Origin of the sequence: Pseudomonas sp. SK2 (genome assembly GCF_016772395.1) — a bacterium.
GTDB classification, from domain to species: domain Bacteria; phylum Pseudomonadota; class Gammaproteobacteria; order Pseudomonadales; family Pseudomonadaceae; genus Aquipseudomonas; species Aquipseudomonas taiwanensis.
In genome coordinates this window covers 4387234-4401466 of record NZ_CP061944.1, presented here as the reverse complement: position 1 = coordinate 4401466, position 14233 = coordinate 4387234, and the positions used below count along the sequence as shown (strand labels likewise).

17 protein-coding genes are annotated in these 14233 nt (G+C 62.6%); 16 read left to right on the top strand and 1 reads right to left on the bottom strand.

The annotated features are described in order from the left end of the window. Nucleotides 1-29 precede the first annotated feature (29 nt). On the bottom strand, nucleotides 30-848 hold the full coding sequence (gene suhB, locus IF103_RS19810) for a type III secretion system regulator SuhB (RefSeq protein ID WP_023382218.1): 819 nt from the start codon (nucleotides 846-848) through the stop codon (nucleotides 30-32). Nucleotides 849-999: 151 nt separating this feature from the next. Here suhB and trmJ point away from each other — a divergent pair, with 151 nt between their 5' ends. The 16 genes from trmJ (at nucleotide 1000) to hisS (ending at nucleotide 14218) form a co-directional block, all read left to right on the top strand. Continuing rightward, nucleotides 1000-1770: a tRNA (cytosine(32)/uridine(32)-2'-O)-methyltransferase TrmJ gene (trmJ, locus tag IF103_RS19805; RefSeq protein WP_023382217.1), complete on the top strand. Its 771-nt coding sequence runs from the start codon at nucleotides 1000-1002 to the stop codon at nucleotides 1768-1770. A gap of 3 nt (nucleotides 1771-1773) precedes the next feature. Next, a complete protein-coding gene (gene cysE, locus IF103_RS19800) occupies nucleotides 1774-2559 on the top strand; it encodes a serine O-acetyltransferase (RefSeq protein WP_202675606.1) in 786 nt (261 codons plus the stop codon). Nucleotides 2560-2738: 179 nt separating this feature from the next. After that, nucleotides 2739-3230, top strand: coding sequence for a Fe-S cluster assembly transcriptional regulator IscR (gene iscR / locus IF103_RS19795; RefSeq protein WP_023382215.1), 492 nt, complete (start codon nucleotides 2739-2741; stop codon nucleotides 3228-3230). Nucleotides 3231-3283: 53 nt separating this feature from the next. Further along, complete coding sequence (locus tag IF103_RS19790) at nucleotides 3284-4498, top strand: IscS subfamily cysteine desulfurase (RefSeq protein WP_023382214.1); 1215 nt, start codon at nucleotides 3284-3286, stop codon at nucleotides 4496-4498. A 46-nt stretch (nucleotides 4499-4544) separates the two neighbouring features. After that, a complete protein-coding gene (iscU, locus tag IF103_RS19785; RefSeq protein ID WP_007929523.1) occupies nucleotides 4545-4931 on the top strand; it encodes a Fe-S cluster assembly scaffold IscU in 387 nt (128 codons plus the stop codon). A 32-nt stretch (nucleotides 4932-4963) separates the two neighbouring features. Then, nucleotides 4964-5287 carry an iron-sulfur cluster assembly protein IscA gene (gene iscA / locus IF103_RS19780; RefSeq protein ID WP_003257854.1) on the top strand — a complete coding sequence of 108 codons (324 nt, stop codon included), beginning with the start codon at nucleotides 4964-4966 and terminating at the stop codon, nucleotides 5285-5287. A gap of 8 nt (nucleotides 5288-5295) precedes the next feature. Then, entirely contained in the window at nucleotides 5296-5817 is a 522-nt protein-coding gene (gene hscB / locus IF103_RS19775; RefSeq protein WP_023382213.1) for a co-chaperone HscB, read from the top strand. Nucleotides 5818-5859: 42 nt separating this feature from the next. Beyond that, on the top strand, nucleotides 5860-7722 hold the full coding sequence (gene hscA, locus IF103_RS19770) for a Fe-S protein assembly chaperone HscA (protein ID WP_023382212.1): 1863 nt from the start codon (nucleotides 5860-5862) through the stop codon (nucleotides 7720-7722). A 3-nt stretch (nucleotides 7723-7725) separates the two neighbouring features. Beyond that, complete coding sequence (gene fdx, locus IF103_RS19765) at nucleotides 7726-8067, top strand: ISC system 2Fe-2S type ferredoxin (protein WP_023382210.1); 342 nt, start codon at nucleotides 7726-7728, stop codon at nucleotides 8065-8067. Nucleotides 8068-8077: 10 nt separating this feature from the next. Beyond that, complete coding sequence (iscX, locus tag IF103_RS19760) at nucleotides 8078-8278, top strand: Fe-S cluster assembly protein IscX (protein WP_023382209.1); 201 nt, start codon at nucleotides 8078-8080, stop codon at nucleotides 8276-8278. Nucleotides 8279-8367: 89 nt separating this feature from the next. Continuing rightward, nucleotides 8368-8799 carry a nucleoside-diphosphate kinase gene (gene ndk / locus IF103_RS19755; protein WP_023382208.1) on the top strand — a complete coding sequence of 144 codons (432 nt, stop codon included), beginning with the start codon at nucleotides 8368-8370 and terminating at the stop codon, nucleotides 8797-8799. A gap of 24 nt (nucleotides 8800-8823) precedes the next feature. Further along, complete coding sequence (gene rlmN, locus IF103_RS19750; protein ID WP_027906606.1) at nucleotides 8824-9969, top strand: dual-specificity RNA methyltransferase RlmN; 1146 nt, start codon at nucleotides 8824-8826, stop codon at nucleotides 9967-9969. A gap of 14 nt (nucleotides 9970-9983) precedes the next feature. After that, on the top strand, nucleotides 9984-10745 hold the full coding sequence (pilW, locus tag IF103_RS19745) for a type IV pilus biogenesis/stability protein PilW (protein ID WP_023382206.1): 762 nt from the start codon (nucleotides 9984-9986) through the stop codon (nucleotides 10743-10745). Beyond that, on the top strand, nucleotides 10742-11791 hold the full coding sequence (locus IF103_RS19740) for a RodZ domain-containing protein (protein WP_027906604.1): 1050 nt from the start codon (nucleotides 10742-10744) through the stop codon (nucleotides 11789-11791). The genes pilW and IF103_RS19740 overlap by 4 nt, the downstream gene beginning before the upstream one ends. A gap of 3 nt (nucleotides 11792-11794) precedes the next feature. After that, nucleotides 11795-12904: a flavodoxin-dependent (E)-4-hydroxy-3-methylbut-2-enyl-diphosphate synthase gene (gene ispG / locus IF103_RS19735; RefSeq protein ID WP_023382204.1), complete on the top strand. Its 1110-nt coding sequence runs from the start codon at nucleotides 11795-11797 to the stop codon at nucleotides 12902-12904. Between the two features lie 24 nt (nucleotides 12905-12928). Next, nucleotides 12929-14218: a histidine--tRNA ligase gene (gene hisS, locus IF103_RS19730; protein ID WP_023382203.1), complete on the top strand. Its 1290-nt coding sequence runs from the start codon at nucleotides 12929-12931 to the stop codon at nucleotides 14216-14218. The last annotated feature ends 15 nt before the right edge of the window (nucleotides 14219-14233 follow it).

Below are 14233 nucleotides of genomic sequence, written 5' to 3'. Positions count from 1 at the left end.
GGGTGCTTTTTCGTGCGTGCAATGCGCGCTTAACGCTTCATGTGCTCTGGCAGGTGCGGCTGGATGGCTGTCAGTACCGCCTTGAAGCACTTGATGTTGCCGGCAACGATGTGGCCTTTGTCGAGGAAGTCGTGGCCACCGTTGAAGTCGCTTACCAGGCCGCCTGCTTCCTGGATCAGCAGTACGCCTGCTGCCATGTCCCACTCGGACAGGCCCGACTCCCAGAAGGCGTCGAAGCGGCCGGCGGCTACATAGGCGAGGTCCAGGCTGGCGGAGCCAGCGCGGCGGATGCCGGCGGTCTGGCCGGTCAGCGCGCGGAACATCCCCAGGTAGTTGTCCATGTCGGCCATCTGGTTGTCACGGAACGGGAAGCCGGTACCCAGCAGGGCGCCTTCCAGGCTGGTGCGCGAGCTGACGCGCAGGCGGCGGCCATTGAGTTGGGCGCCACGGCCACGGCTGGCGGTGAATTCTTCCTGGCGCACAGGGTCGACGATTACGGCATGCTCCAGGCGACCACGGTATTTGCAGGCAATGCTCACGGCGAAGTGAGGGATGCCGCGCAGGAAGTTGGTGGTGCCGTCCAGTGGATCGATGATCCACAGGTAGTCCTTGCCTTCTTCGCCGGTACCCGCGTGCAAGCCGGTCTCTTCACCCTGGATGGAGTGGTTCGGGTAGGCCTTGCGCAGGGCATTGACGATGGTTTGCTCGGCGGCGCGATCGACCTCGGAGACGTAGTCCTTGGCCTCTTTCTCATCGACTTTGATGCTGTCCAGGCGTTCGATGGAGCGGAAAATCAGTTCACTGGCGCTGCGAGCGGCGCGCAGGGCGATATTCAGCATAGGCTGCATGGGAGGGTCACCTGGAGATGTTAAAGAAGAAAGCCGATCATTCTAGCAGAAAACTTTGGCGGCAGAAGTGTCACATTTGCTTTCATGGCGTTACGCTGGTCGGTTCTGTAAGATCGTTACCCCCCAAACCTGCATCTGAGAGCACAACACCTTGCTGCAAAATATTCGTGTTGTTCTGGTCAATACCAGCCACCCCGGCAACATCGGCGGCGCTGCGCGTGCCATGAAAAACATGGGCTTGTCGCGTCTGGTGCTGGTGCAGCCAAAAGAGTTCCCGGCGGTCGATGCCACCGCCCGCGCCTCCGGCGCCGACGATGTGCTGGACAATGCCCAGGTGGTCGACAGCCTCGAGCAGGCGTTGGTCGGCTGCAGCCTGGTCATGGGCACCAGTGCCCGTGAGCGCAGCATCCCGTGGCCGTTGATCGATCCCCGCGAGTGCGGGGCCAAGGCGGTGGAGCATGCCCGCGGTGGCGAAGAGATCGCCCTGGTGTTCGGGCGCGAGCACGCCGGCCTGACCAACGAAGAACTGCAGCGATGTCACTTCCACGTGCACATTCCGTCGAACCCCGACTTCAGCTCGCTGAACCTTGCTGCCGCCGTCCAGGTGCTCTCCTATGAAGTGCGCATGGCCTGGCTGGCGGCAGAGGGTGCGCCCTCGAAAGTCGAGAAGTTCGAAGCCAACTCGCTGCGCAGCAACGAGCTGGCGACCATGGACGAGATGGAGCTGTTCTATGAACACCTGGAGAAAACCCTGGTGGACATCGGCTTCCTTGACCCTGAGAAGCCCAAGCACCTGATGCCACGCTTGCGTCGGCTGTATGGGCGCAGCGCGGTCAATCGTTCGGAAATGAGCATTTTGCGCGGCATCCTCACCGAGACCCAGAAGGTCGCACGGGGCGAGCCGCATAAGCGGAAGGACTGACAGATGTTCGAGCGTCTGCGTGAAGATATCCAAAGCGTTTTCCACCGTGACCCTGCGGCGCGCAATGCCTTCGAGGTGCTCACCTGCTACCCGGGCATGCACGCCATCTGGCTGCATCGGCTCGGGCATGCCCTTTGGAAGCGCGATTTCAAGTGGCTGGCTCGCCTGGTTTCGAATTTCGGCCGCTGGATGACCGGGATCGAGATCCACCCCGGGGCGACCATCGGTCGGCGCTTTTTCATCGACCATGGCATGGGTATCGTGATCGGCGAAACCGCCGAGATCGGGGATGATGTGACGCTGTACCAGGGCGTGACGCTGGGTGGCACCAGCTGGAACAAAGGCAAGCGCCACCCGACGCTGGAGAACGGTGTCGTGGTGGGGGCTGGCGCCAAGGTGTTGGGACCGTTCACTGTCGGGGCAGGGGCCAAGATCGGCTCCAATGCGGTGGTGACCAAGGCGGTTCCGGCCGGTGCGACCGCCGTGGGTATTCCGGGGCGTATCATCGTCAAGTCCGACGACAACGAACTCGAGGCCAAGCGCAAGGCCATGGCCGAAAAGATCGGCTTCGATGCCTATGGCGTCAGTGGCGACATGCCGGACCCGGTGGCCCGCGCCATCGGTCAGATGCTCGACCACCTGCAGGCGGTCGACGACCGCCTGGAAGGCATGTGCGGTGCCTTGACCAAGATGGGCAGCGACTACTGTGCCACGAAGTTGCCGGCCCTGCCCGATGACGACTTCGCCGAGATCGTGCAGCCGGCCCAGCGCGACACTCAGCCGCATTGATCGCGCCAGGCTGAAGGCATACTGATACATGGGGCGTGTGCTCACGCCCCATTGCTGCTACAATCGCGCCCGCCTCCCGCATGCAAACCCGACTAAAGCAGTAGGTCTAATAGTTGACTTAAATGCTCGGGAATCGCATACTCGCTCACATCCTGTAACTCCCGTGGTACCCATTAGCCATGCGACTGACTACCAAAGGCCGATACGCCGTGACCGCCATGCTTGACCTGGCGTTGCACGCGCAGCATGGGCCGGTGTCTTTGGCCGACATTTCCGAGCGCCAGGGCATTTCCCTCTCTTATCTGGAACAGCTGTTCGCCAAGCTGCGCCGCAGCAGTCTGGTTTCCAGCGTGCGCGGCCCAGGCGGCGGCTACCAGCTGTCGCGGGGCATGGAAACCATCCAGGTGGCCCAGGTCATCGACGCGGTCAACGAATCGGTCGATGCCACCCGTTGCCAGGGCCTGGGGGATTGCCATGCCGGCGACACCTGCCTGACCCACCACTTGTGGTGTGACCTCAGCCAGCAGATCCACGAATTCCTCAGTGGCATCAGCCTGGCCGACCTCGTCATGCGCCGAGAGGTGCAGGAAGTCGCCCAGCGCCAGGACCTGCGCCGTGTCGTAGGCCGTTCCGCCCAGCTGGACAAGATTGAGACGTCCGCCGTCGACTGACCTGATTGACCGACAGCGACGAGCGACGCCAACCGCCTGATAGGAGATACCCAATGAAGTTGCCGATCTACCTCGATTACTCCGCGACCACGCCGGTCGACCCACGCGTTGCCCAGAAAATGGCCGAGTGCCTGCTGGTCGACGGGAACTTCGGTAACCCGGCGTCGCGCTCCCACGTCTTTGGCTGGAAAGCCGAGGAAGCGGTTGAGAACGGCCGTCGCCAGGTTGCCGAGCTGATCAACGCCGACCCGCGCGAGATCGTCTGGACCAGTGGTGCCACCGAGTCCGACAACCTGGCGTTGAAGGGCGTTGCGCACTTCTATCAGACCAAGGGCAAGCACATCATCACCTCCAAGATCGAGCACAAGGCGGTCCTGGATACCGCTCGCCAGCTCGAGCGTGAAGGCTTCGAGGTCACCTACCTGGAGCCGGGCGAAGACGGTATCGTCACCCCGGCCATGGTCGAGGCGGCCCTGCGCGACGACACCATTCTGGTCTCGCTGATGCACGTCAACAACGAAGTTGGTTCGATCAACGACATCGCCGCGATCGGCGAACTGACCCGCTCTCGCGGCGTGCTGTTCCACGTCGATGCTGCCCAGTCGGCAGGCAAGGTCGAAATCGACCTGCAGAAGCTGAAGGTCGACCTGATGTCCTTCTCGGCCCACAAGGTCTATGGGCCCAAGGGTATTGGCGCGCTGTACGTCAGCCGCAAGCCGCGCGTGCGCCTGGAAGCCATCATTCACGGCGGTGGTCATGAGCGCGGCATGCGTTCGGGTACCCTGCCGACCCACCAGATCGTCGGCATGGGCGAAGCCTTCGCCATCGCCAAGCAGGAAATGGCCACCGAGAATGCGCGCATCAAGGCCCTGAGCGACCGCTTCTTCAGTCAGGTCTCCGACCTCGAAGAGCTGTACGTCAACGGCAGCCGCACCGCTCGCGTGCCGCACAACCTGAACCTGAGCTTCAACTACGTCGAAGGCGAGTCGCTGCTGATGTCGCTGAAGGACATCGCCGTTTCGTCCGGTTCGGCCTGCACCTCCGCTTCGCTCGAACCGTCCTACGTCCTGCGCGCCCTGGGCCGCAACGACGAGCTGGCGCACAGCTCCATCCGCTTCTCCTTCGGTCGTTTCACCACTGAAGAAGAAGTCGACTATGCCGCGCAGAAAGTCTGCGAAGCGGTAAACAAACTGCGTGAGCTGTCGCCGCTGTGGGACATGTACAAAGACGGCGTTGACATCTCCAAGATCGAGTGGGCCGCCCACTAAGCAGTCGCCGGCAAGAGCGGCTCCCTGATGAGGAAGGAATTGCACCATGGCATACAGTGAAAAGGTCATCGACCACTACGAAAACCCACGCAACGTCGGCAAGATGAACGCCGAGGACCCGGATGTCGGGACTGGCATGGTCGGCGCTCCCGCGTGCGGTGACGTGATGCGTCTGCAGATCAAGGTCAACGAGCAAGGCATCATCGAAGATGCCAAGTTCAAGACTTACGGCTGCGGTTCGGCCATCGCTTCCAGCTCCCTGGCCACCGAGTGGATGAAGGGCAAGACCCTGGACGAAGCCGAAACCATCAAGAACACCCAGCTGGCAGAAGAACTGGCGTTGCCGCCGGTCAAGATCCACTGCTCGGTACTCGCCGAAGACGCCATCAAGGCCGCCGTTCGCGATTACAAGCAGAAGAAAGGCTTGATCTAAGCCGCCTGTTGCACGGTTAGTAAGGAGTTCCGATGGCTATCAGCATGACAGAAGCCGCCGCCAACCACGTGCGGCGTTCCCTCGAAGGGCGCGGCAAGGGCGAGGGCATCCGCCTGGGCGTGCGCACCACCGGCTGCTCGGGTCTGGCCTATGTGCTGGAGTTCGTCGACGAGTTGGCTGACGAAGACCAGGTGTTCGAGAACCACGGCGTCAAGGTGATCATCGATCCCAAGAGCCTGGTCTACCTCGACGGCACCGAGCTGGACTTCGTCAAGGAAGGGTTGAACGAAGGCTTCAAGTTCAACAACCCCAACGTGCGCGGTGAGTGTGGCTGCGGCGAAAGCTTCAACGTCTGAGGCTGGCCGTGGGTACTCCTTGTCATTTCGCGCTGTTTGACCTCCAGCCCTGCTTCCGCCTGGACCTCGACAAGTTGGCCACTCGCTACCGCGAGCTGGCCCGTGAGGTGCATCCGGACCGCTTCGCCGACGCTTCCGAGCGGGAGCAGCGGGTGGCGCTGGAGAAGTCCGCAACCCTCAACGACGCCTACCAGACCCTGCGCAGTGCGCCACGTCGAGCCCGCTACCTGCTGGCCATCAGTGGTCACGAAGTGCCCCAGGAGGTCACGGTCCATGACCCCGACTTCCTGTTGCAGCAGATGCAGTGGCGCGAAGAACTCGAAGAGCTGCAGGACGAAGCCGACCTCGACGGTGTCGCCGTGTTCAAGAAGCGCCTCAAGGCTGCCCAGGACACGCTGAACGAGGATTTCGCCGCCTGCTGGGATGTGCCTGCCGAGCGCGACAAGGCTGAACGCCTGATGCGCCGCATGCAGTTCCTCGACAAGCTCGCCCAAGAAGTGCGCCAACTGGAAGAGCGCCTCGACGATTAACCCGGTGTCTCCCGTGATGACGCCTAAGGTATTCAGATAAGCATGGCCCTACTGCAGATCGCCGAACCCGGTCAAAGCCCGCAACCTCACCAGCGTCGCCTGGCGGTGGGTATCGACCTGGGTACCACCAATTCTCTGGTCGCTGCCGTGCGCAGCGGTCGCAGCGAGCCTCTGCCCGATGCGCAGGGTAATGTCATCCTGCCTTCCGCCGTGCGCTACCTCGATGGCCGTAGCGAAGTCGGCCTGGCAGCGCGCGAGGCGGCCTCCAGCGATCCACTGAACACCGTGCTGTCGGTCAAGCGCCTGATGGGGCGCGGCCTGGCCGACGTCAAGCAACTGGGCGAGCAGCTGCCGTACCGCTTCGTCGGCGGCGAGTCGCACATGCCGTTCATCGACACGGTCCAGGGGCCGAAGAGCCCGGTGGAAGTCTCCGCCGACATCCTCAAGGTGCTGCGCGAGCGAGCGGAAGCCACCCTGGGTGGCGAGCTGGTAGGGGCGGTGATCACCGTGCCGGCCTACTTCGACGATGCCCAGCGCCAAGCCACCAAGGACGCCGCCAAGCTGGCCGGCCTGAACGTGCTGCGCCTGCTCAACGAGCCCACTGCCGCGGCGGTGGCCTACGGCCTGGACCAGAAAGCCGAAGGCCTGGTGGCCATCTATGACTTGGGTGGCGGTACCTTCGATATCTCCATACTTCGCCTGACCGCAGGTGTTTTCGAGGTGCTGGCGACCGGTGGCGATACCGCCCTGGGCGGCGATGACTTCGACCATGCCATTGCAGGCTGGATCATCGAGCAGGCCGGCCTGTCTGCCGACCTCGACCCGGCCACCCAGCGTCAGCTGCTGCAAAGCGCCTGCGCTGCCAAGGAGGCCCTGACCGATGCCGACGTGGTCAGTGTCAGCCACGGCGCCTGGCAAGGCGAGCTGAGCCGCGCTGCATTCGAAGCCATGATCGAGCCACTGGTCGCCCGCAGTCTCAAGGCTTGCCGCCGCGCCGTGCGTGATAGTGGCGTTGAGCTCGACGAGGTCGGTGCCGTGGTCATGGTAGGCGGTTCCACCCGCGTTCCGCGCGTGCGCGACGCCGTCGGTGCACTGTTCGGCCGTACGCCGCTGACCTCTATCGACCCTGACCAGGTGGTGGCCATCGGTGCTGCCATCCAGGCCGATACCCTGGCCGGTAATCGTCGCGAGGGTGGCGAACTGCTGTTGCTGGACGTCATCCCGCTGTCCCTTGGGCTTGAGACCATGGGCGGGCTGATGGAAAAGGTGATTCCGCGCAATACCACCATCCCGGTGGCTCGCGCCCAGGAATTCACCACCTACAAAGATGGCCAGTCGGCGATGATGATCCACGTCCTGCAGGGCGAGCGCGAGTTGATCAGCGACTGTCGCTCCCTGGCGCGCTTCGAGCTGCGTGGAATCCCGGCCATGGTCGCCGGTGCGGCGAAGATCCGCGTCACCTTCCAGGTCGACGCCGATGGCCTGCTGAGCGTCGCCGCGCGCGAACTCGGCTCGGGCGTCGAAGCCAGCATCCAGGTCAAACCGTCCTACGGCCTGACCGATGGCGAGATCGCACGCATGCTCAAGGATTCCTTCGAGCACGCCGGTTCCGACAAGCAGGCCCGACAGTTGCGCGAGCACCAGGTCGACGGCGAGCGCCTGCTTGAAGCGGTGCAGGGCGCCCTCGACGCCGATGGCGATCGTTTGCTCAGCAGTGACGAGCGCGTGGCTATCGAGCATCAGATGCAAGAATTGCGTGATTTGCTTAGCGGCACCGATGGCGCGGCCATCGAGCAGCAGACCAAGCGTCTGTCGCAGGTGACCGATGCTTTTGCCGCCCGTCGCCTTGATTCGACGGTCAAAGCCGCACTGGCCGGGCGCAACCTGAATGAGATCGAGGAGTAACCGATGCCACAGGTGATTTTCCTGCCGCACGAGAAGTTCTGCCCGGAGGGGCTGGTAGTGGAGGTGGAGCCCGGGACCAATATCCTGGAACTGGCCCACGAGCACCACATCGAGATGGAAAGTGCGTGCGGCGGCGTGTGTGCCTGCACCACCTGTCATTGCATCGTGCGTGAAGGCTTCGACTCGCTTGAAGAGGCCGACGAGCTGGAAGAGGATATGCTGGACAAGGCCTGGGGTCTGGAGGCGCAGTCGCGCCTGGCCTGCCAGGTGATCGTCGGTGAGGAAGACCTCACCATCGAGATTCCAAAATACTCGCTCAACCACGCCGCCGAAGCACCGCATTGAGGTTTTGCGCATGAGTCTGAAATGGATTGATGTACTTGAGATCGCCATCCAGCTTGCGGAAAGCAAGCCGGACGTCGATCCTCGTTATGTGAATTTCGTCGATCTGCACCGTTGGGTGCTGGCATTGCCAGAGTTCAGCGACGATCCGTCACGCGGCGGTGAGAAAGTGCTCGAGGCCATCCAGGCGGCCTGGATCGAAGAAGCCGACTGAGCGTGTGCTGCAGGTTAGGCAATCCCCTGGAACCCGCGTATAATTCGCGGGTTTAATTTTTCGCAACACTCATTTTTCTGGAGTTTTCCATGGCTGTTCAACGTACTTTCTCCATCATCAAGCCTGACGCCGTCGCCAAGAACGTCATCGGCGAGATCACCACTCGTTTCGAGAAAGCCGGCCTGCGCGTCGTCGCTTCGAAAATGAAGCAACTGTCCAAAGCCGAAGCCGAAGGCTTCTACGCCGAGCACAAAGAGCGCGGCTTCTTCGCTGATCTGGTTGCCTTCATGACTTCGGGCCCGGTCATCGTTCAGGTTCTGGAAGGCGAAAACGCCGTTCTGGCCAACCGTGAGCTGATGGGCGCTACCAACCCGAAAGAAGCTGCTGCCGGCACCATCCGCGCTGACTTCGCCGTTTCCATCGACGAGAACGCCGTGCACGGTTCCGACTCGGAAGCTTCGGCTGCCCGCGAAATCGCTTACTTCTTCTCCGCTACCGAGCTGTGCGACCGCATTCGCTAAGCGAAGCAGGTCTTGGGTGATTCCATGAGTGACATGACTGGCAAGATCAACCTGTTGGGCCTGACCCTCCAGGAAATGGAAAAATTCTTCGAGTCGATCGGGGAGAAGCGTTTTCGTGCCGGTCAGGTCATGAAATGGATTCACCACTTTGGCGTCGACGATTTCGCCGCCATGACCAATGTCGGCAAGGCCTTGCGCGAAAAGCTCGAGGCCGTTGCCGAGATTCGGGCGCCGGAAGTGGTCAGTGAAGACATTTCCGCCGACGGTACCCGCAAGTGGGTGGTCCGCGTTGCCTCCGGCAGCTGCGTCGAGACCGTCTACATCCCTACCGACGATCGCGGTACGCTCTGCGTGTCGTCGCAAGCCGGCTGTGCCCTGGACTGCAGTTTCTGCTCCACCGGCAAGCAAGGCTTCAACAGCAACCTCACCGCCGCCGAAGTCATCGGCCAAGTGTGGCTTGCCAACAAATCCTTCGGGACCGTTCCTGCCAAGATCGACCGCGCCATCACCAACGTGGTCATGATGGGCATGGGCGAGCCTCTGCTCAATTTCGACAATGTCATCGCCGCCATGAAGATCATGATGGATGATCTGGGCTATGGCATTTCCAAGCGTCGTGTCACCTTGTCCACCTCGGGCGTGGTGCCGATGATCGACGAGCTGGCCAAGCACATCGACGTGTCGCTGGCGCTGTCGCTGCACGCGCCAAATGACGAGCTGCGCAATCAGCTGGTGCCGATCAACAAGAAGTACCCGCTCAAGGTGCTGCTGGAGTCGTGCATGGGCTATATGGCCACCCTGGGTGGCAAGCGCGTGCTGACCGTCGAGTACACCTTGCTCAAGGACGTCAACGACCAACCTGAGCATGCCGCGCAGATGATCGAGCTGCTGCGTGACGTGCCGTGCAAGATCAACCTGATTCCGTTCAACCCGTTCCCGCACTCGGGTTACGAGCGACCCAGCAATAACGCCATCCGTCGCTTCCAGGACCTGTTGCACCACGGCGGCTTCAACGTCACCACCCGCACTACCCGGGGCGACGACATCGACGCGGCTTGCGGTCAGTTGGTCGGGCAGGTCAATGACCGCACCCGTCGTAGCGAGCGCTACATCGCCGTCCGCCAGTTGTCTGCCGACAACGAGTTGCAAGACAGCGCCGTGCGCCACTGATTGCGGGCCCGGCCATGAACCTGCGCGCCGCGCTATCGATGCTGACACTTGTGCTGCTGGCCGGCTGTGTGTCGGGCGGCGCGAGCGACCCCTTGGCCAATCGCCAAGGGCGTGCCGAGGCTGGCAAGGCTTACGTGCAGCTCGGACTCGGATATTTGCAACAAGGCTTTGCCGAACAGGCCAAGGTGCCGTTGAGCAAGGCCTTGGCCCTGAATGCCAACGATGCCGACGCCCACGCCGCGCTGGCACTGGTGTTCCAAGCGCAGGGCGAGCCCGCCCTGGCCGAAGCGCATTTTCGCAAGGCCTTGAATGCGCGTGACGGCGACACGCGAATTCGCAACAATTACGGCAGTTTCCTATATGCTCAGCAGCGGTTCGATGAGGCCGAGCAGATGTTTCGCCTGGCCAGTGCCGATAGCCTGTATCCTGAGCGTTCGCGCGTGTACGAAAACCTCGGCCTCACAGCCCTCAGGCTCGACCGTCGCGACCAGGCCCATGCGTATTTGGGCAAGGCCCTGCAACTCAACCCGCGACAACCCAGGGCGTTGTTGGAAATGGCTGAGTTGTCTTACGAAAACAGGCATTATGTGCCGGCCCGGGACTACTACGATCGTTTCAGCCAGTTGAGTGGCCACGACGCCCGCAGCCTGCTGCTGGGCAGTCGCCTTGCCCGCGCGTTCGACGAACGCAACGCACTGGCTGAGCTGGGCGAGCAATTACAACGACTTTATCCCGGTACGCCGGAATATCAGCAATACCTGTCGGAGCAACGATGAAAGCCGCGCATCCCGAAGTAGCAGCAGCGTCTCGCCAAAACCCCGGTGAACTCTTGCGCCAGGCCCGCGAGAACCGGGAATGGTCGCAAGCCGAGGTCGCCCGCAAGCTCAACCTCACGGTCACGTCGCTGAACCATTTGGAAACCGGTGCCTTCGACAAGCTGCCGGGGCATACCTTCGCCCGTGGCTACATCCGTGCCTACGCCAAGCTGATGGACATGGATCAGGCCCCGCTGGTCGAAGCCTTCGATCAGTTCACTGGTACCCACGCCAAGGGCAGTGAAGTGCACTCGTTGGGGCGCATCGAAGAACCGGTGCGCCTGTCGCATAACATCCTGCGCGGGGTCAGCCTGCTGTTGTTGCTGGCCGTCGTCGGCGGCAGCTTCCTGTGGTGGCAGGACCAGGGCAGCCTGCGTGGCAAGGACCTGGCCAAGATCGCCCTGGAGCACGTCGAGGTCGAGAGCGCCGACGGCACCACACAGATCCACCCGCTGGACGAACCTGAAGACCAGGCGGTTACCGCTGGCGAGCAAGCTGAGAGTGCGCCACTGCCACTGGAGCAGCCCGCCGCCGAGGAGCCTGCGCAGGCCGCCAGCGAGCCAGCCAACCCTGCTGTCGCTGCGACTGCGCCGTCCGCCCAGGCGCCGGTTGTCGCGCCCGCACCCGCAGCAGCCCCGGTCCAGCACGCGCCGGCCACGGCCGTAGTGCCTGCACCGGTCGCTCCAGTCGTACCTGCCACGCCAGCGGCACCTGTCGCCAGTGCGCCGGCAACCCCCGTGGCCACCCCAGCCGAAGTAGCGGCCGGGAGTGCCAAGGTAGCGATCCAATTCACCGCCGATTGCTGGACGCAAGTTACAGATGGCAACGGCAAGGTGCTGTTCAGCGCCATCAAGCGCAAGGGTGACAGCCTGGAACTGACCGGTAAGCCGCCGTTCGCGGTACGCCTGGGCTTTGCCCGTGGCGCTCAGGTCAGCTACAACGGTCAGGCCGTCGATGTTGCCCCGTTCACCAGTGGCGAGACCGCTCGCCTGAAGTTGGGACAGTAAGTCATGCACGGCGAATCTCCGATCAAACGTCGCGAATCCCGCAAAATCTGGGTCGGCAATGTGCCAGTAGGGGGGGATGCCCCCATCGCGGTACAGAGCATGACCAACACCGACACCAATGATGTCGCTGCCACCGTGGCGCAGATCCAGCGTCTGGTCGATGCTGGCGTCGACATCGTGCGCGTCTCGGTCCCTGACATGGACGCCGCCGAGGCGTTCGGTCGCATCAAGCAGCAGGTCAGCGTGCCGCTGGTCGCCGATATCCACTTCGACTACAAGATCGCCCTGCGCGTGGCCGAGCTGGGTGTCGACTGTCTGCGCATCAACCCGGGCAACATCGGTCGTGAAGACCGAGTGCGCGCGGTGGTGGATGCCGCTCGCGACCGTGGCATCCCGATCCGTATCGGCGTCAACGCCGGCTCGCTGGAAAAGGACCTGCAGAAGAAATACGGCGAACCGACCCCAGCTGCACTGGTCGAGTCGGCCCTGCGCCATGTCGAGCATCTCGACCGCTTGGACTTCCAGGACTTCAAGGTCAGCGTCAAGGCCTCCGACGTGTTCATGGCCGTCGAAGCCTACCGCCTGCTGGCCAAGCAGATCATCCAGCCGCTGCACCTGGGTATCACCGAAGCCGGTGGCCTGCGTTCGGGAACGGTGAAATCCGCCGTCGGCATCGGTATGCTGCTGGCCGAAGGTATCGGCGATACCATCCGTATCTCCCTGGCTGCCGATCCGGTCGAGGAAGTGAAGGTCGGTTACGACATCCTCAAGTCGCTGCACCTGCGTTCCCGTGGCATCAACTTCATCGCGTGTCCGAGCTGTTCGCGGCAAAACTTCGATGTGGTCAAGACCATGAACGAGCTGGAAGGGCGCCTGGAAGACCTGCTGGTACCGCTGGACGTCGCGGTGATCGGCTGCGTGGTCAACGGCCCAGGTGAGGCCAAGGAGTCCCATGTGGGGTTGACCGGTGGTACTCCGAACCTGGTCTACATCGACGGCAAGCCCGCGCAGAAGCTGACCAATGACAACCTGGTCGATGAGCTGGAAAAACTCATCCGCCAGAAAGCGGCCGAGAAGGTCGAGGCCGACGCGGCGCTGATCGCCCGCGGCTGATACACAGATTCGTAAGGATTCCCCGTGAGCAAATCGCTGCAAGCCATTCGTGGCATGAACGACATCCTGCCCGAGCAGTCGCCACTGTGGCGTTACTTCGAGGGTACCGTGGCTGGTCTGCTGGACACCTACGGGTACAGCCAGATCCGTACGCCGATCGTCGAGTTCACCGAGCTGTTCAAGCGCTCCATCGGTGAAGTCACCGACATCGTCGAAAAAGAGATGTACACCTTCGAGGACCGCAACGGCGATTCGCTCACCCTGCGCCCCGAAGGCACAGCCGCTTGCGTGCGAGCCGTACTGGAACATGGCATCACCGGCAACGGCCAGGTCCAGAAGCTGTGGTACATCGGCCAGATGTTCCGTCACGAGCGCCCGCAGAAAGGCCGCTACCGCCAGTTCCACCAGATTGGCGTGGAAGTGTTCAACCTGGACGGTCCGGACATCGACGCCGAGCTGATCATGCTCACCTGGCGTCTTTGGGGCCTGCTGGGCATTCAGGATGCCGTCAAGCTGGAGCTCAACAGCCTGGGCACCAGCGAAGCGCGCGCACGTTACCGCGATGCCCTGGTCGAGTTCCTGTCCGCGCGTCTGGACCAGCTGGACGAAGACAGCCAGCGCCGCCTGAAGAGCAACCCGCTGCGCATTCTCGACAGCAAGGACCAGAACACCCAAGCGGTGCTGGTCGATGCGCCAAAACTGGAAGCGTACCTGGACGAGGAGTCCCGTGTGCACTTCGAGGGCCTCAAGGCCCGTCTGGATGCCGCTGGCATTCCGTTCGTAATCAACACCAAGCTGGTGCGTGGCCTGGACTACTACAGCAAGACCGTGTTCGAGTGGGTCACCGACAAGCTCGGCGCCCAGGGCACTGTGTGCGCCGGTGGCCGCTACGACGGCCTGGTCGAACAGATGGGCGGCAAGCCGACCCCGGGCGTTGGTTTCGCCATGGGTATCGAGCGTCTGATCCTGCTGCTGGAGACCCTGGGCAAGGTGCCAGAGTCCATCAGCCGCCAGATCGACGTCTACCTGTGCGCTTTCGGCGACCAGGCCGAACTGGCCGGGCTGAAGCTATCCGAAGGCCTGCGTGACCGTCTCCCGGGCCTGCGCCTGGCGGTCAACGCCGGGGGGGGCAGTTTCAAGAGCCAGTTCAAGAAAGCCGACAAGAGCGGTGCGCTGTTTGCGCTGATTCTTGGCGACGACGAGCTCGCGCAGCGCACCATTGGTTTCAAGCCCCTGCGTGGCCAGGGTGAACAACAGAACATTGCCTGGGATGCTCTGGCCGAGCACCTGGAAGCTGCCATCGCGCAAGCGTGAAGCAGTCAAACAGCC

Bases quoted from the DNA above. Each gene is read 5' to 3' on its own strand.
- pilW (WP_023382206.1), top strand. From the start codon at position 9,984: ATGAACCTGCGCGCCGCGCTATCGATGCTGACACTTGTGCTGCTGGCC.
- rlmN (WP_027906606.1), top strand. From the start codon at position 8,824: ATGAGTGACATGACTGGCAAGATCAACCTGTTGGGCCTGACCCTCCAG.
- suhB (WP_023382218.1), bottom strand. From the start codon at position 848: ATGCAGCCTATGCTGAATATCGCCCTGCGCGCCGCTCGCAGCGCCAGT.
- iscX (WP_023382209.1), top strand. From the start codon at position 8,078: ATGAGTCTGAAATGGATTGATGTACTTGAGATCGCCATCCAGCTTGCG.
- IF103_RS19740 (WP_027906604.1), top strand. From the start codon at position 10,742: ATGAAAGCCGCGCATCCCGAAGTAGCAGCAGCGTCTCGCCAAAACCCC.
- ispG (WP_023382204.1), top strand. From the start codon at position 11,795: ATGCACGGCGAATCTCCGATCAAACGTCGCGAATCCCGCAAAATCTGG.
- hscA (WP_023382212.1), top strand. From the start codon at position 5,860: ATGGCCCTACTGCAGATCGCCGAACCCGGTCAAAGCCCGCAACCTCAC.
- fdx (WP_023382210.1), top strand. From the start codon at position 7,726: ATGCCACAGGTGATTTTCCTGCCGCACGAGAAGTTCTGCCCGGAGGGG.
- IF103_RS19790 (WP_023382214.1), top strand. From the start codon at position 3,284: ATGAAGTTGCCGATCTACCTCGATTACTCCGCGACCACGCCGGTCGAC.
- ndk (WP_023382208.1), top strand. From the start codon at position 8,368: ATGGCTGTTCAACGTACTTTCTCCATCATCAAGCCTGACGCCGTCGCC.
- iscA (WP_003257854.1), top strand. From the start codon at position 4,964: ATGGCTATCAGCATGACAGAAGCCGCCGCCAACCACGTGCGGCGTTCC.
- cysE (WP_202675606.1), top strand. From the start codon at position 1,774: ATGTTCGAGCGTCTGCGTGAAGATATCCAAAGCGTTTTCCACCGTGAC.
- iscR (WP_023382215.1), top strand. From the start codon at position 2,739: ATGCGACTGACTACCAAAGGCCGATACGCCGTGACCGCCATGCTTGAC.
- iscU (WP_007929523.1), top strand. From the start codon at position 4,545: ATGGCATACAGTGAAAAGGTCATCGACCACTACGAAAACCCACGCAAC.